Origin of the sequence: Morganella morganii (assembly GCF_019242955.1) — a bacterium.
Lineage (GTDB): Bacteria > Pseudomonadota > Gammaproteobacteria > Enterobacterales > Enterobacteriaceae > Morganella > Morganella sibonii.
This window is the reverse complement of the sequence record NZ_CP066129.1, coordinates 236,206-259,275: the sequence shown is the minus strand read 5'-3', so window position 1 is coordinate 259,275 and position 23,070 is coordinate 236,206. Positions and strand designations below refer to the sequence as shown.

The 23,070-nt window shown below is 48.1% G+C and carries 22 protein-coding genes; 15 read left to right on the top strand and 7 right to left on the bottom strand.

Going from position 1 to position 23,070, the window contains the following annotated elements; translation table 11 throughout:
* The first annotated feature begins 47 nt into the window (after positions 1-47).
* The 9 genes from mobB to JC793_RS01085 all read left to right on the top strand — a co-directional run bounded on the left by mobB (position 48) and on the right by JC793_RS01085 (position 9,004).
* Positions 48-566 carry a molybdopterin-guanine dinucleotide biosynthesis protein MobB gene (mobB, locus tag JC793_RS19475; protein ID WP_243846948.1) on the top strand — a complete coding sequence of 173 codons (519 nt, stop codon included), beginning with the start codon at positions 48-50 and terminating at the stop codon, positions 564-566.
* Positions 567-776: 210 nt separating this feature from the next.
* Positions 777-1,079, top strand: coding sequence for an HdeA/HdeB family chaperone (locus JC793_RS01120; protein ID WP_004240743.1), 303 nt, complete (start codon positions 777-779; stop codon positions 1,077-1,079).
* 127 nt (positions 1,080-1,206) lie between these two features.
* Positions 1,207-1,728, top strand: a complete 522-nt coding sequence (gene idi, locus JC793_RS01115; protein WP_218427216.1) for an isopentenyl-diphosphate Delta-isomerase — start codon at positions 1,207-1,209, stop codon at positions 1,726-1,728.
* Positions 1,725-2,126 carry a GNAT family N-acetyltransferase gene (locus tag JC793_RS01110; protein ID WP_218427214.1) on the top strand — a complete coding sequence of 134 codons (402 nt, stop codon included), beginning with the start codon at positions 1,725-1,727 and terminating at the stop codon, positions 2,124-2,126. Before idi ends, JC793_RS01110 begins: the two co-directional genes overlap by 4 nt.
* Before the next feature lie 630 nt (positions 2,127-2,756).
* Positions 2,757-3,344 carry a common pilus major fimbrillin subunit EcpA gene (ecpA, locus tag JC793_RS01105; RefSeq protein WP_052927236.1) on the top strand — a complete coding sequence of 196 codons (588 nt, stop codon included), beginning with the start codon at positions 2,757-2,759 and terminating at the stop codon, positions 3,342-3,344.
* 80 nt (positions 3,345-3,424) lie between these two features.
* Complete coding sequence (locus JC793_RS01100) at positions 3,425-4,102, top strand: EcpB family pilus assembly chaperone (RefSeq protein WP_218427212.1); 678 nt, start codon at positions 3,425-3,427, stop codon at positions 4,100-4,102.
* A 32-nt stretch (positions 4,103-4,134) separates the two neighbouring features.
* Positions 4,135-6,681 (top strand): CS1-pili formation C-terminal domain-containing protein, encoded by a 2,547-nt coding sequence (locus JC793_RS01095; protein ID WP_166706850.1) that lies wholly within the window; start codon positions 4,135-4,137, stop codon positions 6,679-6,681.
* On the top strand, positions 6,671-8,317 hold the full coding sequence (locus JC793_RS01090) for a hypothetical protein (RefSeq protein WP_218427210.1): 1,647 nt from the start codon (positions 6,671-6,673) through the stop codon (positions 8,315-8,317). Before JC793_RS01095 ends, JC793_RS01090 begins: the two co-directional genes overlap by 11 nt.
* Positions 8,318-8,332: 15 nt before the next feature.
* Entirely contained in the window at positions 8,333-9,004 is a 672-nt protein-coding gene (locus JC793_RS01085; protein ID WP_046891916.1) for a fimbrial biogenesis chaperone, read from the top strand.
* Between the two features lie 161 nt (positions 9,005-9,165).
* On the opposite strand, the gene cscK is transcribed toward JC793_RS01085, so the two are convergent.
* Both cscK and JC793_RS01075 read right to left on the bottom strand, forming a co-directional pair.
* Entirely contained in the window at positions 9,166-10,089 is a 924-nt protein-coding gene (cscK, locus tag JC793_RS01080; protein WP_218427208.1) for a fructokinase, read from the bottom strand.
* A 159-nt stretch (positions 10,090-10,248) separates the two neighbouring features.
* The gene (locus JC793_RS01075; RefSeq protein WP_218427206.1) at positions 10,249-11,244 is read right to left on the bottom strand and encodes a LacI family DNA-binding transcriptional regulator; all 996 of its coding nucleotides are present in this window, start codon (positions 11,242-11,244) and stop codon (positions 10,249-10,251) included.
* 251 nt (positions 11,245-11,495) lie between these two features.
* Here JC793_RS01075 and JC793_RS01070 point away from each other — a divergent pair, with 251 nt between their 5' ends.
* Both JC793_RS01070 and JC793_RS01065 read left to right on the top strand, forming a co-directional pair.
* Positions 11,496-12,755 carry an MFS transporter gene (locus JC793_RS01070; RefSeq protein WP_166706846.1) on the top strand — a complete coding sequence of 420 codons (1,260 nt, stop codon included), beginning with the start codon at positions 11,496-11,498 and terminating at the stop codon, positions 12,753-12,755.
* Positions 12,752-14,185, top strand: coding sequence for a glycoside hydrolase family 32 protein (locus JC793_RS01065; RefSeq protein ID WP_218427204.1), 1,434 nt, complete (start codon positions 12,752-12,754; stop codon positions 14,183-14,185). The genes JC793_RS01070 and JC793_RS01065 overlap by 4 nt, the downstream gene beginning before the upstream one ends.
* A gap of 57 nt (positions 14,186-14,242) precedes the next feature.
* Here the strand turns inward: JC793_RS01065 and gorA are convergent, their stop codons facing one another.
* Entirely contained in the window at positions 14,243-15,595 is a 1,353-nt protein-coding gene (gorA, locus tag JC793_RS01060; RefSeq protein WP_166706845.1) for a glutathione-disulfide reductase, read from the bottom strand.
* Positions 15,596-15,664: 69 nt separating this feature from the next.
* Positions 15,665-16,507 carry a 23S rRNA (adenine(2030)-N(6))-methyltransferase RlmJ gene (locus tag JC793_RS01055; protein WP_218427202.1) on the bottom strand — a complete coding sequence of 281 codons (843 nt, stop codon included), beginning with the start codon at positions 16,505-16,507 and terminating at the stop codon, positions 15,665-15,667.
* A gap of 189 nt (positions 16,508-16,696) precedes the next feature.
* Here JC793_RS01055 and JC793_RS01050 point away from each other — a divergent pair, with 189 nt between their 5' ends.
* A complete protein-coding gene (locus tag JC793_RS01050) occupies positions 16,697-17,086 on the top strand; it encodes a DUF1090 domain-containing protein (protein ID WP_046891949.1) in 390 nt (129 codons plus the stop codon).
* Positions 17,087-17,132: 46 nt separating this feature from the next.
* On the opposite strand, the gene JC793_RS01045 is transcribed toward JC793_RS01050, so the two are convergent.
* The gene (locus JC793_RS01045; protein WP_348770432.1) at positions 17,133-17,525 is read right to left on the bottom strand and encodes a putative T6SS immunity periplasmic lipoprotein; all 393 of its coding nucleotides are present in this window, start codon (positions 17,523-17,525) and stop codon (positions 17,133-17,135) included.
* A 258-nt stretch (positions 17,526-17,783) separates the two neighbouring features.
* On the opposite strand from JC793_RS01045, the gene yhjD reads away from it, so the two are divergent.
* The 3 genes from yhjD to JC793_RS01030 all read left to right on the top strand — a co-directional run bounded on the left by yhjD (position 17,784) and on the right by JC793_RS01030 (position 20,121).
* A complete protein-coding gene (gene yhjD / locus JC793_RS01040; protein WP_052927207.1) occupies positions 17,784-18,776 on the top strand; it encodes an inner membrane protein YhjD in 993 nt (330 codons plus the stop codon).
* A gap of 107 nt (positions 18,777-18,883) precedes the next feature.
* Positions 18,884-19,090, top strand: coding sequence for a 2-hydroxymuconate tautomerase family protein (locus tag JC793_RS01035; RefSeq protein WP_046891912.1), 207 nt, complete (start codon positions 18,884-18,886; stop codon positions 19,088-19,090).
* A gap of 2 nt (positions 19,091-19,092) precedes the next feature.
* Positions 19,093-20,121 carry a serine hydrolase domain-containing protein gene (locus JC793_RS01030; RefSeq protein ID WP_218427200.1) on the top strand — a complete coding sequence of 343 codons (1,029 nt, stop codon included), beginning with the start codon at positions 19,093-19,095 and terminating at the stop codon, positions 20,119-20,121.
* Positions 20,122-20,339: 218 nt separating this feature from the next.
* Here the strand turns inward: JC793_RS01030 and JC793_RS01025 are convergent, their stop codons facing one another.
* On the bottom strand, positions 20,340-22,016 hold the full coding sequence (locus JC793_RS01025; protein WP_052927205.1) for a M16 family metallopeptidase: 1,677 nt from the start codon (positions 22,014-22,016) through the stop codon (positions 20,340-20,342).
* Between the two features lie 163 nt (positions 22,017-22,179).
* Entirely contained in the window at positions 22,180-22,887 is a 708-nt protein-coding gene (locus tag JC793_RS01020; protein ID WP_107679917.1) for a HAMP domain-containing protein, read from the bottom strand.
* Between the last annotated feature and the right edge of the window lie 183 nt (positions 22,888-23,070).

The window sequence follows — 23,070 nt, the reverse complement described above, 5'->3', positions numbered from 1 at the left end:
ATCTCAATACCCTCGCGGAGTGCCGCGAATGGGAAAAACAGCACCGGCTGCCGCATCCGGTTCCGCTGCTGGCTGTCACCGCCTACAGCGGCACCGGTAAAACCACCCTGCTGAAAAAACTGATCCCGCAGCTGCGGGAAAGCGGACTGCGTATTGGCCTGGTTAAACACACTCATCACGATATGGATGTCGATACCCCGGGAAAAGACAGTTATGAGCTGCGAAAGGCGGGAGCTTACCAGACCCTGGTGGTCAGTCAGGAGCGGTTTGCGCTGATGACAGAAACGCCCGGCGGTGCGGAGCCTGACCTGATGCAACTGGCCGCCCGCTTTGATACGCGGGAGCTGGATCTTATCTTGGTGGAAGGGTTTAAAGGTGAATCCGTGCCGAAAATCGCCCTGTTCCGCGATGTGACTGACCGCCCGTATCAGACATTACTGGATGAGTTTGTCATTGCCTTTGCCTCTGATAAGCCACGGCAGGATGTCACGGTGCCGCAACTGGATATCAACAATGTCACTGCCATCCGCGACTTTATTGTCAGCTGGCTGGAAAACAATCCGTAACCGCCACTCATATCGGGACTGACATAAAATCGTGTTACCCGGCCCGATATGAGTTTCATCTGCATGCTCATACTTTTTATCCTGAAAAAACCATTTAATCTTATTATTTGCGTTTTAAAAACGGAGAAATATTGAATATGACGTTATTTGATCTATTCTGAAAACGTATTTGTTGTATTTCCCGAAACAAAAAAATGAGGTTTATTTATCATGAAAAAGTATTTCGTCACCGCGTGTCTGGTTGCTGCAAGTGCATTTTCCTCAGTGGCTCTCGCTGAACCTGCTGATATTCAGGTTCCGGATAAAATGACCTGTAAAGAATTCGTGAATCTGAACCCGCAAAGCTGGGCGCCGGTTGCCCTGTGGGTGATCAGCAAAGATACACAATACCCGGGCGGTGACTTCGTGGCACTGTCAGAAAAAGGGATTGCGGAAGCACCAAAAATTGTTGAATTCTGTAAGAAATTCCCGGAAGGCACACTCCAGGATTACCTGGCTGCCCGCAATAAATAATCCCCCCGAATAAATAATGAAGCGCCGGAGATATATTCCGGCGTTTTTATGCCACTATTCCGGCAAACTTTCCGCTGCATATTTGCTACAGTATATCTTTCAGCCGCTTTACCGGATAAAAGATATAATGAGTGATGAACTGATTCTGGTCGATGAACATGATAATACCGTCGGGTACGACGAAAAACTCCGTGTTCATCAGCTCGGGTTACTGCACCGTGCATTTTCTGTGTTTCTGTTTAACGATGCAGGTGAACTGCTGATCCAGCAGCGTGCGCTCAGCAAATACCATTCCGGCGGATTGTGGGCTAACAGCTGCTGCAGCCATCCCCGGCGCGGGGAATCGCTGGCGCAGGCCACACAGCGTCGTTTGCAGGAAGAGTTAGGTATCGCCTGTCCGTTACAGCCGGCCGGTCATATCATTTACCGCGCGGAAGTCCCGCCGTCACTCATTGAGCACGAGTATGATCACCTGTTCACCGGTAACTATAACGGAACATTTTCCCTGAATCCGCAGGAAGTGGCCGCCGTGCGCTGGATATCCCTCACCGAACTGAAAAAAGAGTTACAGAGCCATCCGCAGCAGTTTGCCGAATGGTTTAAAGTCATCGCCGGAAAATTTCCGCCATTACAGATAGCAATCTCATGACACTGATTACTGAAGAACGCGTACCTTCCGCACAGGAGTACTGTGCGCTGCGTATTAAAGCCGGATTATCGGCAAAATCACTGAAAGCCGCAGAGGTCGGGCTGCCTAACAGTTTATATATGGTGACGATCCGTGATGCCGGAACGCTTATCGCCATGGGACGCGTAGCCGGTGACGGTGCCTGCAATTTTGAGGTTGTTGATGTTGCCGTTGACCCGGCGTATCAGGGAGCAGGACTCGGCCGTCAGATAATGGCATGTATCGATAGATATCTGGCATCTGCCACACTGGAAGGCTCCTATGTCTCGATGATCGCCGATAAACCCGGTTTCTATGAAAAACTCGGCTGGAAATCTGTCGGCCCGGCATCAGAGGGGATGTCGAAGAAGTTCAGGTGATTATCTTCGCTCTCAGGTGTTGTAATAACAAATAATAAAATTCCGGAATATGAATAAGCGTTTTACAGCACCTGAAATAGCGGCACGTTTCTGAATCTGTTAATCATAAATTGATGTGATGACCTGCAAAAAATACAGCCTGATACGCATCATTACAGAAAAATTAATGTATTAATTTAATGTCAATTACTTAACCGGTTGTTTTATATGAGGCGTTCTGTATACTACCGGCGGATGACAGAAGATAAAACATATCAGCTCCTGTTATCTTCTGAATATTTCTGCGTTGTTAACACGCCATCAAAAATGTATAAACCTTTCATTTACACTAAAATATATCGGTAATATCAAAAACCAAAACAATCATGTCATGTTCATCTGATCGATACTTAATCGCGTATTCGCCATAGTGATTTTATTTCTGTTTACTTATAATAAATATACGTAGATACTTTTAACTAGAGTATATTCAGATGTTATTCCATCTGCGTCTGGTTATTTTTTAAAAATCATATTGCACAGGTTAATTAACCAAACACATCTGAATCTATATCAGTATATTAGTCATTATTTGTTTTATATCCGTTAATAATGGCTAATCAGTTTTATACATTACTTTCGGAATATATTATGAAAAAGCATTTAATCGTTGCTGCTTTAATCGCGTCCTTTTCAGGTATCAGTGCAGTGCAGGCAGCGGATGTTACAGCTCAGGCAGTAGCAACCTGGTCTGCAACCGCCAAAAAAGATACCACCAGTAAACTGGTTGTCACACCGTTAGGCAGCCTGTCATTTCAGTATGCTGAAGGTGTGAAAGGTTTTAATACCCAGAAAGGTTTATTTGATGTTGCTATTGAAGGTGATACTACCGCAACCGCATTTAAACTGACCTCCCGTCTGGTCAGCAATACATTAACTCAGTTAGATAACTCAGGCTCCACGCTGACTGTCGGCGTCGATTACAACGGCGAAGCGATTGAGAAAGCGCAGGATACAACTCTGATTGATACCAAGACAAGTAAACTGGGCGGCAATCTGAGCGCACTGTCCCAGGGCTATAAAACGACCGGCCGTACTACCGCACAGGATGCATTCACATTCTCCATCATCGGCGGCACAACTGACGGAACAACTCCGGCAACTGACTATTCCACATTACCGGAAGGTATCTGGAGTGGTGATGTCAGTGTTCAGTTTGATGCAACCTGGACCAGCTGATATCCCGCTGACAGCCTCGTTATCTTTTTAAGGGCAGATAACTGCCCTTCTATATATTCATATTATGCCACGGAGTTATTATGAAAAAGTATCTGGCTGCCTTCAGTTTGCTGGCAGGCATAATATCACCATCCTACGCTATTGATGTCGGCGATATTTCAACCTTTATTTACAGTGATAAAGACAGTGTCAGTAAAGAAATTAAAAATACAACTGACAGCGGACGACTGATTAATATTTCTGTTGAACGAATCTCATCACCACTGGAAGACGGACGGATTATCCCGAAAGAAAGTAATGATGAATTATTATTGTCTCCGGCAAGTTTATTATTACCGGCTGACTCAAAAGAAAATATTCGTTTTTTCTATCATGGTCCGAAAGATAACACTGAGCGTTATTATCGTATTGTCTGGTTTGATCAGGCGCTGAGTGATGCACAGAGCAATAATAATAACCGCAGTGCAATTGCCACCGCTTCTGCACGCGTCAGTACAATTCTGGTGGTTTCTCCGCGGAATATAAATTACGGCTACCGTTATGATAACGGCAAACTGACCAATACCGGGAATGGTACGCTGCGCGTGATTGCCTATGGCCCGTGCCTGAAACCATCAAAAGACAATCCGGGAAACGAGTGTAAAGAAAATTATTATTTAATGCCGGGTCGTGACCGGACATTTTCTGCTGTTGATGTGACCGATAAAAAAGGCCGCGTTGCATTATGGCAGGCTGAGCAATTTATTTCCGTTAAATAAACTTCCGTTTTTATTAATTACAGGCATCCTCTATGAACAGGTATATTAATCAGACTATTGCGGCATTTCTTACCGCAGGAATAGTTACTGTTATACCTGTATCCGGATATGCCGGTAAACCATCATCCTCTGCTATCCGGGTCGGTGATGTTGTTATTCCTCAGGCATTTGGTAATGCACTGCGCGACGGAATGAGTATTCCGCTGTTTATCCATCTGGACGATAATAAAGACAAAAATTCTGATATTCGTATTGGTACTGCCTTTCTCTGGCTGGACGGCGATAAACTGACAATACGTAATATCGAACCGGATAATGATAACTCACTGCTTAATACCGATACCCATAAGCAATTAACCGCTTTAAGCGAACAGCCGTTTAATGATGAGCTTCGTATTCCTGTTTCGTCAGACAGCGAATTATATCTGGATCTCAAACAACTCAATTTACAACTGGTGATCAGCAAATCTGCATTAGGTACAGTTATGCAGTCCAGAAGCTCAGATATCGGTGAATCCGGTGTCAGTCAGCTCAGCAGCACCCTGAATTATAACCTCGGCGTTTATAATAACCGTGCCCGCAACAGCTCAAGTAATACATCCGGTTATCTGTCCCTGGAAAATATCACAGCATTACTCGAGCATCATATTATCCTGAATGGTGCACTTTACGGTCTCGGCAGCGGGCATAATACCAGTACGCTCTACAAAGCCTTATATGAACGTGACTATAATGGTCACCGCTTCGCGGCCGGTTTACTCGACAGCTGGAGTCTCCAGTCTCTCGGGCCGGTCACCGCGATCCCGTCAGGAAAAGTGATGGGATTTTCATGGGGAAACCGGGCCGATTCAACCATTTTTGATAATAACCAATCTGTCACCCCGGTGGTGGTTTTTCTGCCTGCGGCCGGTGAAGTTTATCTCTACCGTGAAGGCCGGTTACTGAGTATCCAGAATTTTGATATGGGTAACCATGAGGTAGATACCCGATCACTGCCTTACGGCAGCTATGATATTGATGCGGAAGTGATGGTTAACAGTAAAATAATCGAAAAAAGAAGCTACCGAATCAATAAATTATTCACCCGTAATGGCAATAATGCACCGTTCAGCTGGCAGTTCTGGGGCGGCAGTCTGAAGATGGATCGCTGGTATCCCGGCGGCAAACAGACCTCAGATAAAATCACCGCTGAACATACTGTTGTTGAACGCGAAAAAATCACGTCTCTTGCCGGGATTTCCGGCTCCGGCTCTTTCGGGGTTTTCAGCTGGTCAGCAACCGCCTACGGCTATGACAAAAATGCCATTCTGGAAACACAGGCATCCGTTCCGGTCTCCGATAAAATTAATATCAATATCCAGAATATGGTTGCCAATGACGGCTCACACAGCAATATTGCCAATATCAGTGCAACATTGCCGGGCGATTTCAGCTCTGTCTGGATAACCAGAGAAAAAACCAATATCGGGGATCGGATACGCCGCAGTGATGTTGACAGCCTCTCTGTCGGGGGAACGATAAATCTGGGCGCAGCCTGGTCACCGCTGGGTACACTGACAGCAAGTTATACTGATGATAAAACACATGAAAACCGTTATTACACCGTAGATTATAATCAGAACCTCTATTCGGGTTCATGGGGTAATCTGAGTATGCGGGTCGGTATGCAGGCCTATAACAATACGAATAATAACAATACCGGAAAATATGTTTCACTGGATTTTTCATTGCCGCTCGGGAATTGGTTCAGTGCAGGTATGACTCATCAGCGTGGTTATACTATGGCTAACGTCTCCGCCCGGAAGCATTTCGATGACGGCGCGGTACGTACTCTCGGTGTGAACGCATCACGGGCTGTTTCCGGTAATACCGGCGATGATAAAACACTCAGTGGTGGTGCATATGCGCAATTTGATACCCGTTACAGCAAAGGTACCGTCAATATCAGCAGCGGAGCCGACGGATACGTCAATACCAGTCTGACAGCCAGCGGCTCTGCCGGCTGGAATGGTAAATATATTGGCGCCAGCGGTATGACAGACGGTAATGCCGGTCTTATTTTTAATACCGCCATCGATAATGACGGTTTATTAAGTGCCGATGTTAACGGCCGCAGAGTGGAACTGAAAAACGGATATAACTACCTGCCGGTATCGTCCTATGCTCAATATGATATTGAAATCATGAACAGCAAGAAGTCCACCGCCAGCTATAATATTGCCGGTGGCCGGAAAACAAAAGTAACCCTCTATCCGGGGAATGTCGCTGTTATCGAACCGGAAATAAAACAGATGGTTACGGTATTTGGCAGATTCAGAGCGGAAGATGGCACATTACTCACCAATGCACATATTAATAATCATATCGGCCGGACACGTACTAACGAGGCAGGTGAATTTGTGATGGATATTGATAAAAAATTCCCGGTTATTGATTTCAGTTACGGCAATAATCAGAACTGTGAAGTTGAACTGAACTTAACCGGCAGCAACGGCGCAATCTGGGTGGGTGATGTGGTCTGTACCGGTCTGAAAACATATGCGCAAACACAATCATCAGGGAAAAATTATGAAGGTTAATCATTTTGTTACTTCACTGATACTGGTCATTGCCATACTGGGCAGCACCCCGTTTTTTGCTTCTGCGGCAATCACCAAAAATCAGCTCCCTGATGGTGCGGAAAGGCAGTTTGCTTTTATCGAAAATAATACAGATAACAACTATTTTGTGACCCCTCTCGGTCCCCGTGATCCGCGAATGGGTGGTGCAAACCGATGGACCGGGCTGAAATATCAGGGTTCCGGCACCGTTTACCAGCAAAGCCTGGGATATATCGATAACGGATATAATACCCCTCTCGTTGCCGGCTACCGGTTTGATATGTGGCTGGAAAATACCCCGATCAGGAATCCTCTGCTCGGACTTCGTTGTATCAACTGGTATGCAGGCTGCAATATAGAAACCAGTCTGATCCCCCCGCAGACAACTGACAATAAAGGTTTTTATGGCGCGGTTGTCACCAGCGGCGGTGCAAAATGGATGCACGGCATGATGGCCGACCCGTTTTATGAATATCTCAAAGGTATGGCGGTCGGCGATATGCTGAATATGGAGATCAATACCTGCCAGACTCCTGATCAGTATGATGCCACCCGGGGTGAGCGTTGTATTGATCAGAAAACCGGTACATGGAATGCTGCCGTCATGCACCACCGGAAAGGGGCACATATGTCACTGCATAATACGAATTCGCTCTCCGAAGTATTTATTAACAGTGATGGTATTCCGCTGATTGGTGAAGGAAACAGTGACTGTAAGGTTATGACCATTGGCCGGAAGAGCGGGCTTGCCTGTAAAATGGTGAACTACACCCTGCAAACCAGCATGAGTAACGTGACAATCCACATCTTCCCGGCGATTAACAATGCCGCACTGGCCTCTGCAATTGCTGCTGATGACATGCAGTTCAGCCTGAATGGTTCAAACTGGAAATATGTACTTAATAATGCGTATTACTACACATTCAATGATCTTAAATCCGCAGATTCTGTCTATATTTTCATGTCGAGTGATTTTTTTAAACAGATGGTAAAACTGGGGATCGCGGATTCAAATACCCGTGACTTATTTAATATCCGTTTTCAGAATACAGAGTCACCGGAATCCGGCTGGTATGAATTTTCCACATCAACGGCGCTGATTATAAAGCCACGCGACTTTGGCGTCAGTATTATATCAAAAGAGTATGAGCTTCATCCGCACCGTGAGGGGAAAGTTGAACATATGGCCCCTCCGCTCGATTTCGAATATATTGTGACAACCAGCGGACGGACGAAAGCAGACCAGGTTTTAATTAATGTCACCGGCCCGTCACAATCACTGGGCGGAAAAAGTTACTGTATATTTTCCTCTCCGGACAAAAACGTCAACGTTCCGTTTCCGGGCTACCTGAGCTTTATAACGCAAAACGGAAAACAGGTGAAAGACGCCGGATGTAACGGTACCTGGTATGATATGACAGATGCATTATGGACAGCTACTCCGTGGACAGACATCTCCGGTGATCCGGGATTTCTGAATAAAACCACCGTTATGTTCAGCATTCCGATGGATAATAAAATATCGGAACGAACCGTGGAAAATAACGGCTGGTTTGGTGAGGTCAGTGCATCCGGCGAAATACACGTGCAGGCAACATGGCGTAACGTTCAGTAACTGAAGGAGAATTCTGTGCTACGGTATTTAACTTTCATTATCGCGCTTGGTACCGTATCACTACCTGCGGCGGCGATTTACATCGGGAATATCACGTTCACACTGCCGTCAGATCAGAATTTCACATCAAAAAATGTTCTGAATAATAACCAGAGCGCACGGATCTATCAGGTCAGTATTATCGGGATAGACAGCCCCGGTGAATCAGAAACCCGGACCAGACCCGCTGATGGTGAATTACTGTATGCACCGAAAGCAATGGCTCTGAGCGCCGGACAATCTGACTATTTTAAATTTTTCTACCATGGCCCGCAGGATGATAAAGAACGTTATTACCGTGTTTCATTCCGGGAGATCCCCCCGGAAAACCGGGCCGGACAAAATACCACCGGCGGAAAAATCAATATCGCGCCGGTCATCATTATGGATTCAATTCTGGTAGTACGTCCGAGAAAAATTCATTTCAGTTATGACTGGGATAAAAAAAATCATACGCTGACCAACAACGGAAATACCTATTTTAAAATACTGCTGAAAAATGGCTGCCACTCATCAGAAGAAGACAGCGACAGCTACTATTTACGTCCCGGCGAGGTATTACGCAGCCCGGCACTGCAACGTTCCGGTGAGAAATATATTCTTTATAATGAGAAATTTATTTCACTCTCTGAGGAATGCAATAAATAGCAGCAGTTAAAAAACTGACGATAAGCTACGGCTAAAAAAGCGTTTACCGGTAAATAATGGCATGCGATGAACGTTCCCTTCCCTCACAGATATATTTAAAAGGAACGTTCATCCGGCTCTGTTATACAAAACCCGGCAGAAGAATTACAAACTGATTTTATTTAAAGACTATTCAGCAACTCCCGCCGGTAAGGTAATGCAGTCATAGCCCCTTTCGCTGTTGTCGCCAGTGCACCGCAGACCTGAGCCTGCCTGATTATCGTACTGAGTACCTGCTCATCCTCCGCCAGTCCGTATATTGCAAGACCTGCCAATAAACCGGCCACAAATGCATCACCGGCTCCGGTGGTATCAACAGTAACAACAGGTGTTGCCGGGAAATGCTGTGTTTTTCCGTCCCAATATACCATTACTCCCTGTTTTCCCAGAGTTACCAGTAATAGCTCAGGAGAATACTTCGCCGCCAGCAGATCAATTCCCCGCTGAATATTCGTTTCACCACTGATAAAAAATAGTTCTTCCTCTGATAATTTTACAACAGATGCAAACGTCAGTGCTTTATGCAGACAATCCCGCAGTAATGTTTCATCCTGCCATAAATCGGTACGGATATTGGGGTCAAAGCTGACACGCCCCCCTGCATCACATATCTGAGCCATCGCCTGAAATGCTGTACTCCGGCATGGTTCAGCGCTTAGTGCAATAGAGCAGACATGAAGCCATTCATTTTCATGAAATACCGGTAAGTCTTCCTGCTCCAGAAAAAGATCAGCCGAAGGACGAACCATAAACGTGAATGTCCGCTCACCATACTCATCAAGTTCCACCACAACAACTGATGTCCGGTGGCAGGGGTCACGGATCATATACGCTGTATCCACTTTTTCATTTGTCAGCGTCCGGTACATAAAACGACCAAACGGATCATCCCCCACCCGGCCGATAAAACCACTTTTCCCGTCAAGACGAGCAATACCGGCTGCCACATTGGCCGGAGCGCCTCCCGGAAGCTGCAACAGATAACCTGGTTTATCCGTTAATAAATCAACAACGGCATCACCTAAAACCCATACTTTTGATGTCATAATTAACTCCGCTGACAATTTCAAATCAAGCTAAAACGATTAAGCTACCACACCAAAAGATACAGCCCCGATAAATACGGAATAATAGTAACGCTATTCAGGGAGAATCTTACGGCATAAACTATGCGGAATACCGGCGCATTTTCCGGTTACAGCTATTCACACTGAGGCCCGGTTCAGCCACGGCGAAGAAATACAAACTGTATCATGGTGCGTTTCACCGTTAATAATATGCAGGGCACTCTGCCTTCCTATTTCATAATGCGGCAATTGCACTGTTGAAAGTGGCGGAATAAACAGCCCTCCGATCCCGACCATATTGTCATAACCGGTCACAGCAACATCAGCAGGAATATTCAGTCCGCAGGCCAGTAAAATCTGATATACAATAAACGCGATTCTGTCATTTCCGCAGATAACAGAATCAAACTCCGGTTTACCATGACGGATATACCTGCGCACCACATCCGGAATATCGGAATAATGTTCATCAGATAAATAATGATGCAGTAAGTTTCCGGTATCCACACCATAATCCCGGAAGGCACGCGTCAGACCCCTTATACGGCGGGCTGTCGCCGGATGTTCAGCCGGCAGGTACAGGCACAGGGGCCGCCGGCGGCCTGCATTCAGCAATGCACTTACCGCATCATATTGTCCGCTTTCATCATCTGGTACATAAGACGCTGTCGATGTATTAACACTTTCACAATTCGCCAGCACCAAAGGAACTTTCAGCATCCGCCCTGAAATTTCGACCTGCCGCAGACCCATTGTGGTAAAAATTATTCCGTCCGGGCGATGCGAGAGCAAAAGATCCGCAATGGATTCCGGATTATCCTCTGCCAGCATATTGACGATATAGCTGTTCCAGCCGTACGAGCGTGCCGTTTCCTCAACAGATAAAATAATATCAACACAGAATGGTGATGTTGCGGTATCCAGTGCTAACACACCTATCGTCCGCGGCCCCTGCCCTGAACGGGTGCTGCGTATCATCCGCGCCGATAAATCCGGCGTGTAGCCGGTTTTACGAATGGCATCCTGAACACGAGCTAACGTTTCTTTTTTTAGTTTATCCGGCTTGTTGATAGCTCTTGATACGGTCATCATAGAAACTTCAGCCAGCTTCGCCACATCCTTCAGAAATACCATCCTTCCTCCCCGATTACTCTGGCTGCTTTCCTAATCCCGGAAATAACGGTCACACCCGACGACCGGAGAGAGTATAGCAACCAATAATATAATTATTTATTCCACCTATCAGAATAACGTGACATTAATCACAAAAACCCAGTGTTAACATTAACATTAGTGATTAACATCCGGTTATCACCTTATTCGGGTTTTCGTAAAACAGTATTGACATTAAGAATATGACCAATCCAACGAAAGAGAATCTGCCCATGAGTAATAAAATACGTATTAATCGCTATGCTTACATGACTCTGAGCGGCCTGTTATTCACATTCTTCTGGACATGGTCATCAGTGTTTTCTTTGGTATCACTCTGGCTCAGCCAGAAAGTCGGTCTGAAGGGAACAGATACCGGTATTATTTTTTCCGTTATCAGTCTGACAGCATTTTGCGCTCAGCCACTGTACGGATTCATTCAGGATAAGCTCGGTTTACGTAAAAACTTACTGTTGTTTATCGGCTTACTGCTGCTTATCAGCGGTCCGTGGTTTATTTTTGTCTGTACCCCGCTGTTACGGTGGAATATTGTTTCCGGTGCTATCAGTCTGGGTGTTTACGTCGGGGCAACTTTTTTCGCAGGCATAGGAGCACTGGAGTCTTATACTGAACGGGTCAGCCGCATTGCCGGATTTGAATATGGCCGTGCCCGCATGTGGGGCTCTCTTGGCTGGGCTGGTGCCACATTTTTAGCAGGGATATTATTTAATATCGATCCTAATCTGAACTTTGCAATGGGATCTGTTTCTGCGGTCCTGTTTCTGATTTTATTATGGACGCTGCGGGACGTACGGCCCCACGCAATGAATGAACTTGAATTCGGAAAAAGCAATGCACTGACATACTCAGATGCCTTTGCTCTGCTTCGTATGCGTTCATTCTGGTCACTGGTTATATTTGTCTGCGGGGTCAGTGTCTATAATGTGTATGATCAACAGTTTCCGGTATATTTCGCTTCCATGTTCACCGATGTGAATGAAGGAAATGAAATGTTCGGATACCTGAATTCCCTTCAGGTTTTTCTGGAAGCAGGCGGAATGTTCCTCGCACCTTTTCTGGTAAACCGCGTCGGAGCCAAAAATGGCCTGCTTATCAGCGGATTTGTGATGGCGTTACGCATTTTCGGATCAGGGCTTGCAGCGGATGCTGTCACTATTTCACTGATGAAATTACTGCATGCCGTAGAACTTCCTATCCTTTTGATTTCACTATTTAAATATATCACAACTGTATTTGATAAACGCTTATCAGCAACGATTTATCTGGTCGGATTCCAGTTTATTTCCTCACTATGTGCGGCGATTCTGTCCCCGCTGGCAGGGTACGGTTACGATACCCTGGGCTTCGCCGATACCTATATGATCCTCGCCTCCATCGTTCTGATCATGACGATAGTATCAGGACTGCTGCTTAAGCAAACCGGCACACCCGGAACCCGCCACATCACCATTGAAAAACGGACGGTAATATGATGAAACAACAACTTCTGGACGCGCAATCAGCACTTGAACAACTCCGCTCCCGGCGTGGTGACGAATTCTATCCTGACTTTCATCTTGCCCCGCCGGCCGGATGGATGAATGATCCGAACGGGCTTATCTATTTTAACGGATATTATCACGCCTTTTATCAGCATCACCCGGTTAATGCAGACTGGGGGCCAATGCACTGGGGGCATGCAACCAGCAAAGATATGATCCGATGGCAGCACGAACCGATAGCGCTGGCTCCCGGAGCAGAATATGACCGTGATGGCTGTTTTTCCGGTTGTGCTGTTGATGATAACGGTGTGTTATCACTCATTTATACCGGACATGTCTGGCTTAGTGATGAAGGAGATGACAGTGCTATCCGCGAGGTTCAGTGTCTGGCGACAACAACTGACGGGATACATTTCCGGAAACAAGGCGTTGTTCTGACACCGCCTGATGGCATCATGCATTTTCGCGATCCGAAAATCTGGCGTGAAGATAATGTATGGTGGATGGTCCTGGGGGCCCGTGATGCCTCAGATACAGGACAGGTATTACTGTATCGCGGAACGTCACTGAGAGAGTGGCAATTCGATCGTGTTCTGGCTCATGCCGGTTATGGCAACAGTTATATGTGGGAATGTCCTGATTTTTTCCGCTGCGGTGAACATCACTATCTGATGTTTTCACCACAAGGCATGCAACCTGACGGTTATCAGTACCGTAATCGTTTCCAGAGCGGTACTATCCGGGGACACTGGCAGCCCGGTACTGTATTTGCGCAAACACAGAAATTTCAGGAGCTGGATCACGGACATGACTTCTATGCTCCGCAGTCTTTTACCGCGCAGGACGGACGCCGTATCGTCATGGCATGGATGGATATGTGGGAATCACCAATGCCGTCAAAACAGGAAGGCTGGGCCGGATGTATGACACTGCCGCGGGAATTATTCGAACGGGATGGCCGGTTATGTCAGCGCCCTGTCCGTGAAACCGCGTTATTACACCGGGAAAGTACCCCGGTAACCAGCGGTATACTACATGGCAAAAAGGTATTAGCTGAAAATATCGGTGCGACAGAACTGGAAATAACCTGGAATACCGCAGAGAGTCATGCTGAACGTTATGGCATACGACTGGGCAATGCCATGGAATTATATGCCGATAATCAGCAAAAACGCCTGATACTGTGGAGATATAACCCCGGCGACAATTCAAACAGTTACCGCAGTATTGCATTACCGGAAGGAGAGCAACTGACACTCCGTGTATTTATTGATCGTTCCTCTGCGGAAGTCTTTGTTAATGACGGGGATGCAACGCTGTCCAGCCGGATTTATCCGCAACCGGGTACCCGCGAACTCGCCTTATTTGCCGACGTGGGAAGTGCTGTAATATCCGCAGGCACTCTGCGGAAACTGGGATAATCTGAAAAAACGCAGCCGGTAATCCTGCTTCCCGGATAATCCGGCTGCGGTTTTCTGTCAGCGCATGGTCACAAACTCTTCCGCTGCTGTCGGGTGAATGGCCACGGTGTTATCGAAATCTTTTTTGGTTGCACCCATTTTCAGTGCAACCGCAAAGCCCTGCAGGATTTCGTCCATACCGTAGCCGATGCCGTGGATGCCGACGATTTTCTCGTCTTTACCCGCACACACCAGTTTCATTTTGCATGGCTGGCGGTGGCTGGTGACCGCGGTATACATCGCAGTGAAAGAGGATGTGTAGCATTTCACATTGTCTGCGCCGTACTGCTCAATCGCCTGCGGTTCAGTCAGACCCACGGTACCGATAGCCGGGTGGCTGAAAACAACGGTCGGGATATTGGTGTAATCCAGGTGTTCATCCGGTTTGTTGTTGAACAGACGCTCAGAGAGACGGCGGCCTGCGGCAACCGCAACCGGTGTCAGTTCAACCGCACCGGTGTTATCACCCACCGCGTACAGGCCCGGAACCGAGGTGTTCTGGTATTTATCCACCTGAATATAACCACGGTCATTCAGTTGCACGCCGGTCACATCCAGATTGATATTATCTGTTGCCGGTTCACGGCCGATAGCCCAGATCAGGCAATCCACAGTCTGTTCGTGGCCGTTTTCCAGTTGCAGGGTCAGGCTGCCGTCCGTATTTTTCACAACGGCTTTCGGTACAGAGTTGGTGTGCAGTGACGGCCCTTCGGTGTTCATGACTTCAACCAGCGTTTCGGTGATCAGCGGGTCAAAGTTACGCAGCGGCGCATGTTTGCGGACAAACAGGTGTGTTTCGCTGCCCAGTGCATTCAGCACCCCGGCCAGCTCCACAGCGATATAACCCGCACCGACAACCGCCACACGCTGCGGCAGAGCTTTCAGTGCAAAGAAACCGTCAGAATCAATCCCGTATTCCGCACCCGGAATGGACGGCGGAACCGGACGGCCGCCGGTGGCGATCAGTATATGGTCCGCCGTGTACGTTTCGCCGTTCACTTCCACAGTATGCGCGTCTTTAAAGCGGGCAAACCCGGTGATCACGTCCACTTTGTTATTGCCGAGAACGCGCTCATAAGACTGGTGAATACGATCAATATATGCAGAACGGCTTTCCAGCAGTTTGTCCCAGCTGAAGTGGTTGATGGTGGTATCAAACCCGTAATCCGGGCCGTACTGGCGGATGGCTTCTGCAATCTGCGCACCGTACCACATCACTTTTTTCGGGACACAACCGACGTTAACACACGTGCCGCCGAGCGCCTTTGCTTCAATCAGGGCACATTTCTGCCCGTACATCGCAGCCCGGTTTACAGACGCAATACCGGCACTGCCGCCGCCGATTGCAATATAATCGTAATGTTTGCTCATAGTTGGCTCGTTCCATTTATCAGTCAATACATAAACACCCGCTGCTGTCATACCCGCAGCGGAAACGAATTATTCCGGTGTGATCCATTCAACCAGTGTATGCCCTGTGCCTTCCGGCACCAGGACTTTATGCAGCCACGGCAGGAGAGATTTCATCTGCGATTCCAGCTTCCACGGCGGGTTAATCACGATCATACCGGATGCGGTCATACCGCGCTGATCACTGTCAGGACGCACCGCCAGTTCGATTTGCAGAATTTTGCGGATACCGGTTGCCTGGAAGTCTTTTACCATCCGCTTGATCTGCTGGCGCAGCACCACCGGATACCAGACCGCATAAGTGCCGGTGGCAAAACGGCGGTGGCCTTCCTGAATCCCTTTAACAACGGCCTGATAATCACTTTTCAGTTCATACGGCGGGTCAATCAGCACAAATCCGCGCCGGGATAACGGCGGTAACTGTGATTTCAGTTGCTGATAGCCATCTTCCCGCACCACACGGGCACGATTATCACGGCTGAATTCATTACGCAGCAGCGGGAAATCAGACGGATGCAGTTCGCTGATATTTAACTTATCGTAGTCACGCAGCAAATGTGCGGCGATCAGCGGAGAGCCCGGATAAAAACGCAGATCACCGCGCGGGTTCAGTGCACTCACTGCTTCAAGATACGTTTTCAGTTCTTCCGGTACCGATTCCTGCGCCCAGATGCGGGCGATCCCTTCCAGGTACTCCCCGGTACGCTCCGCGTGCTCGCCACTGAGCTGATAACGCCCGGCACCGGCGTGCGTATCCAGATACAAAAAAGGTTTGTCTTTCTCTTTTAATGATTCAATGATCAGACTCTGGACGGTGTGTTTTAACACATCCGCATGGTTGCCGGCGTGAAAGCTGTGGCGGTAACTAAGCATACAAGGGCCTCAGATGGTCGGGTGTGAACCACCCGGAACAAGAATATCAGTACAGATTGAAGTACTCAGTATAACCTGATTTCAGCAGGAAAGAACCAATGCCCTTTCCTCATCTGTGCGGCGTGATAATGAACCATTATCATTACAGGTAGTCATAAAATGACGACTAATATAAAAAACGAGGTAAACATGACACGTTTTACAACTGCCGTTCTGGCACTGGGAACATTACTGGTAAGCACCTCCGCACTGAGTGCGCAGAATGGCTGTGATATCAAAAAGAGCAAAATTCAGGAGCAGATCAGCTATGCCAAAGCACACGGCAACACACACCGGGTGCAGGGGCTGGAGCGGGCTTTGCAGAATGTAAATACTTACTGCACACCAAACAGTCTGCGTAATGATGCCCGTGATGAAGTCAGCGACCGGACAAAAGAAGTCGCTGAGCGCAAAGCGGATTTACAGAAAGCCGTTGATAAAGGTGATATCAGTAAGATTGCCAAACGCGAACGAAAACTGGCCGAAGCCGAAGCGGAATTAAAAGAAGCGCAGGCAGAACTGGACACATTATTAAAGTGATAACACCGCTGCCGGTTTTTTTGAAAATAAAAACCGGCAGGCGCGGTTAAATTTCGGTTGCTTTTAACCCGCCAAAATAATTTGTCAGATGAAAACGGATTTCAAAATTTCGTGTTCCGGGGTGAATATTCAGACGGCGCTGAATCTCTGACCCGACAGTTATCAGCGCCGTATAAGCATAACCGCTCCGGAAAGGATAATTTTGCGTTGAAATACAGTGTCCCCGGCTGACAGCAGACTGTTCCGGAGTAAAAGTCTGTGTTAAAAGACGTTTATTCACACTGCCGATCTCATTAATATCCAGCCGGATAATTTTTTCATCTCCCTGCGGACGGATCAGCAGACAGACCTGATCTGAAACAACCATGACTTGTGCCGGTAAATACGGCCCTTCGGGTTTATAAACACATCCGGTGATAAACAACGGAATAATAAGCATCAGAAAAGAGAGATTCTTTTTCCTGTTATTACGGAAAAAAACACATTTATTATTCATATTATGAACACATTATAAGGTGATATTTAATTAATTGTTTTAAGCGCTAATACGCTGATTAATTACATATTATTATCCCTGTTAATCAATCGGTAAATTCTGAAGCCGGTTATATCCGGTTCCGGTCAGAGCCTGAATTGTTCATCCGGTTAGTCCTGTAGTAAACTTAAACGGAATCAATTTCCGAACAAGCGAGGATACATGACCCGGGAACACGACACACCGGAAGATGACAACAGCACATCATCATTAAAACCCCTGCGGAAGAATTTTGATGAAGGGATAAAACAGGGAAAAAAAGCCCTGAAATGGAGTGTGAAAGCCGGAAATTATATCCGCAATATTCCGTTTATTGCTCATCTGATCCGCACAGCAACCCGCTTTAATGACAGAATGGGCAGCCCGTTCGGTGCAGCGATTACCTATTTCTCGTTTTTATCCATGATCCCTATTCTGATGGTCTCTTTTGCCGCCGCCGGTTATGTGCTGGCCTTCAATCCGGAGCTGCTGACCCGGCTTATCCGCGGTGTTGCCAACAGTATCAGCGATCCGACACTCGCCGGCACCATTGAGCGCAGCATTGATACCGCTATCCGCCAGCGTGCGACGGTCGGGTTAACCGGTCTGGCGCTGGCTCTCTATTCGGGGGTGAACTGGGTGGGTAATCTGCGGATGGCTATCCGTGCGCAATACCACGACCAGTGGGAGCCGGATATTGAAGTGAAAGAAAATATGTTCCTGCGCTATCTGCGCGATTTCCTGGCGCTGATCGGCCTGCTGGTGGCGCTGGTGGTCACCCTGTCCCTGACATCTATTGCCGGTGCCGCTCAGGCCCGGATTGTCGCGTTTCTCGGCCTGGATGCAATTGAGTGGCTGCGTCCCGCCTGGACGGCAATCGGCCTGACAATCTCTATCCTCGCCAACTATCTGCTGTTTACCTGGATTCTCTGGATACTGCCGCGGATGAAGCTGAACCGCAAATCACTGCTGAAAGGCACGCTGCTGGCCGCGATCGGGTTTGAGATCCTGAAAACCATTATGACCTGGCTGCTGCCGAATATGGCGGCTTCCCCGTCCGGTGCCGCATTTGGTTCTGTTATCGGGCTGATGGCCTTTTTCTATTTCTTCGCGCGGCTGATCCTCTTTTCTGCTGCCTGGATTGCGACTGACATCCAAAAAAATAAAACCGCCTGAGATTTTGGCTGCAATATGGTATGAATATCAGTCAGTGTAACGGATACTGAACCGTTACCGGCTGATATTCAGACAGTTGCAGACCAACACATCTATCAGGAGTCACTATGCCATTCATCAATATCCGCATCACCAAAGAGGGTGCGACCGCAGAACAAAAACAAAAACTGATTGAAGGTGCCACACAATTACTCGTTGATGTGCTGGGGAAAAATCCGGCCTCAACTTTTGTGATTATTGATGAGGTGGAAACCGACAACTGGGGTGTCGGCGGGCAGACCGTGACAAAACTGCGCGCCGGTGCGAAGAAATAATCATGCCGGTACGAAATTTGTCAGCCCTGTTACAGGATGTTCAGCCGGAAGGTTTTGCCACGGCATTTTACTTCACCGGTGCAGGTTGTGACCTTCCGGACGGAGCAGCACACGGCGGGCTGAGCAAACACGACAGCACACCGGTCACACCGGATACCCCGGTGCGGATCGCCAGCAATACCAAAACCTTTACGGCAGCGGCAGTATTGCGCCTGTATGAACAGCAGAAACTCAGTCTCAGTTCACCTGTCGCACCACTGCTTTCCCCGCAGTATGTCCGCAGGCTGACAGAGGCGGGTTATGATCTGAACGCCATCACCGTACTGCATCTGCTCAGTCACAGCAGCGGGCTGTATGACCATGCTGATGAAAAATATATCCGCGACGTACTGGCTGACCCGGGGCACCTCTGGACACGGGATGAACAGATCCGCCTGTATGTCAGCCGGGGTTATCCGCTGATGAAACCGGGTCTTTGTTATCTGTATTCTGATACCGGATATCTGCTTTTGGGGGATATTATTGAGCGGGTCACACAGCTGCCGCTGGCACAGGCTGTCCGGCAGTTGCTGCGCTTTGATATGCCGGGCATGGGCTCCGCTTACTGGGAACTGGAAGAACCGGTCCCGGCCGGTCTTCCGCCGCGGGCACATCAGTATCTCGGCAATACCGACGGGGATACCATCAGCCCGACAATGGATCTTTGGGGCGGCGGCGGGCTGATTATGTCCGTAAGCGCCCTCGCCGTTTTTATGGCGAATTTGTTTGAGGGACGTATTTTTGATAAACCGGAAACCCTTGAAATCATGATGAAACAAGGCAGCCATGACGGTGCGGAAGAGTACCGTTGCGGTGTGATGGTCACAGAGCGGGACGGGCAGACGCTCTGGTATCATTTGGGATTCTGGGGAACCGCCGCTTATTATCACCCGCAGAAAAAAATTGCGGCGGCGGGATTTGTGAATAACCGGGATACCCGGCCGTGGCTGATGAATCTGCTGGAAAGCAGCTTGTGTCAGGACGATGAATAGTCATAAAAAAAGGGTATCTTACAGATACCCTTGAGATTGCTGACAAAGCAGGATAAAACGTGGTTTTTCCTGCTTTGTGTTATCAGTCGAAAATCAATAAATTGATTTTCCTGGTTTATTTTTTACAACCTCTGTCGGTCGTCGCCAACCCCTGCGGGTTTGGCAACGGCCTGAAGGGTATCTTTCAGATACCCTTTTATTTCATATCGTTACCAAATTCAGGCACTGACACCGTCGGTGTTATTATCTGCCGCCGGTGGCTCGGTATTACCGTTTTGCCCGCCTTTTTTAGCCGGAGCCTGAACCGGTGCTGCCGGTTTCACCGCCGGTGACGGCTCTGCTGCCTCCGGGGTTACTGCCTGTGCTTTAGCCTGCTCTGCTGCGGCTTTCTCTGCCGCTGCCTTTTCCGCAGCAGCTTTTTCAGCCAGTTCGGCATCAGCCGCAGCCTGTTTTTCCGCCGCTGCAACGGCTTTCTCCGGATGCATTATCTTATCAAACTGCGCGCGCAGCTGATCCACATTCATTTCTGTCTCGCCTTTAGGCTGAGTAAAGAAGAATGCGGTATCCTGCTCTAAAATCGCATGAATTTCGGTATTCAGAACTTCCGGTGTCAGGTTATTCAGAAATGCCTGACGCAGACGCTGATACTGTTCCGGCGGAATATCAATGATATTACTCTGCTGGGACATCAGACGCTGGTTGATCAGAATATCGCTGGTGGTACGGGCATAGATAGCAAACAGCTGCTGAAGCTGGGCCTGTTTCATGGCAATCAGAGCATTGAAATTCTCCGCAGAAATACCTTTCTCTTTCAGAACAGCGAGTTCACCCGCCAGCTCCGGAACAATCCCCGGCATTTTTTCATTCGGTGCACGCAGGCTGAGCATGCAACTGGCACGCTGGTACTGCATCCGGCAATCCATGTTCATCGCCATGAATTTTTCATTTTTCCTGCCGATGCCCTGCTGTAATGAACCGAAAATTGCTTCGCGGGCAAGGTCATTTAACCAGTAACGGTTCAGTGCCTCCGAATCTTTGACAGAAGACCAGTTCAGATCCCAGACCAGTGCCAGCATGTCGTCTTTCTGGTTTTCATTTACGGCATGGACTGAGCGCGGTTTCATCCGCGGCAGTGTGGCCACACTGACCGGTGCCTGACGTTTGCCTTCCAGGGAACCGAATGCTTTGCTGATACCCTCTTCCAGCGCACGTTTATCAACCGGGCCGGCGACATACAGTGTCGCCATATCCGGCGTGTACCAGCGCTGATAGAAGTTACTCAGCGCTTCGATATCAATTTTTCCCGCAGGCGGCGGCACCGGGTCAAACCCCTGCAGAGTGGTGCCTTTTATCCGGGCGCGCCAGATAGGATCATTGATATTCGGCGGATAGGTGGCGACAGGTGAATCCGGTGCGGCCAGAGCGGCGGCAACGGTTTCCTGATTAAAAATTCCGTGACCGGAGACATCCGCCATCCAGCTCAGTGCCGCTTTCAGCACCTCCGGATTATTATTCGGCAGGCTCAGGTTATAAAGTGTGAAATCATAAGAAACAATCGCCGGCGGCAGTGGCATATCCGGGCTGATCCCGTTACGCAGCAGGTTAGATAACTGCTGTGTGTTCAGGCTCTGACTGTTGAACATAACCACTTTCGGAATGAGATAAGCAAACCCTTTTTCAGCCGGTTTTTCCATCATGGAGCCGGTCTGAACAGAAAGACGCATCTGAATACGATCATTCGGGCGTTGTGGCGTCTGAAGCAACTGCCAGCTGAATCCGTTTGCCAGTTTCCCCTGCTGCCATGCAGGGTCCGGCTGCAGAGCTTCTGCGTGTAACTGAGATGTGACGGCAATCAGGACGCCACCGAGTAAAACACGTAAATAAGAGCGTTGCATGCTAACCTCTTTTAATATGAATCCCTGGTATGCCTTCTTCTGAGGTTTACCACTGATGCCGGAAATACTGCTATGTCAGACGATACGCACAGGCAAAACTGACCGGCTTCCGGGACGTCCCTTTGATTCGTCTGGGTTTAGACAGCAAACCGTCCGGGAAGTTTTATGATGACCCTGATTTATGTTTGTTCACCTGGTTCCGGTACCCCTTCGCCAGCAAACCGAGTTCATCATCCTCATGATATGCCGAACAACTGAGCTGCTCCGCAGGCTCATCACTGTTCAGTTCACAGGCCATATTACGCAGCGGCCGCACGATCAGGCGGTTAATACACCAGCTTATTGCGATCACCAGCACCAGTGCCAGTAACAGATAACTGGTCACCATCAGTGCCACGATATTCATCGCGAAGTGGTATATGCGGTTATCATCCACCTGAAGAATGAGATAACCCTGCGGGGGTTTCCCGGTATGTGCCACGCCGTAAGCGTAAAGCGGCACCTGAATTTCAACCGGTATCCCGAAAATCATTTTTGCTGCGCCGGGAATAGGACGGTGTGTGGCAAAATCCAGGCTTATCACCTGAACATTTTCCGGCGTCATCACAATCGCGCGTCCTAAAATCCCGCTGGCCCGTAATGTTATCAGCGTCGATTTTACAGCGTTTAAATCTGACCCTAACAAAGCATCTGCCAGCGGTTTCCTGACCTGTACTGACGAGTTATAAAGCTGATTAATGTAATCCGCTTTTCGCTGTTGTATCAGATGTGATAACAGAAGCGTCATAAAAAGTGCGATAGTCACCAAAGTCACCGCAGCGACAACTGACATCTGTTTGATAGTCAGTGACTTTCTGACTTTTACACGCATATTCCACGCCTTTCGTTACAATTCAGTTATCACATCTTTCGTCGTACGCAGTGATTATACGTCATCATTATGCTTTGTGCTGATCTAATCTCACCCCTCAGACAGCAAAAAGCGATAACGGAGCCCTCCATTATCGCTGTTTGTGTTCAGTTAAAACATATTTTTCTGTAATTTCCGGTAAAA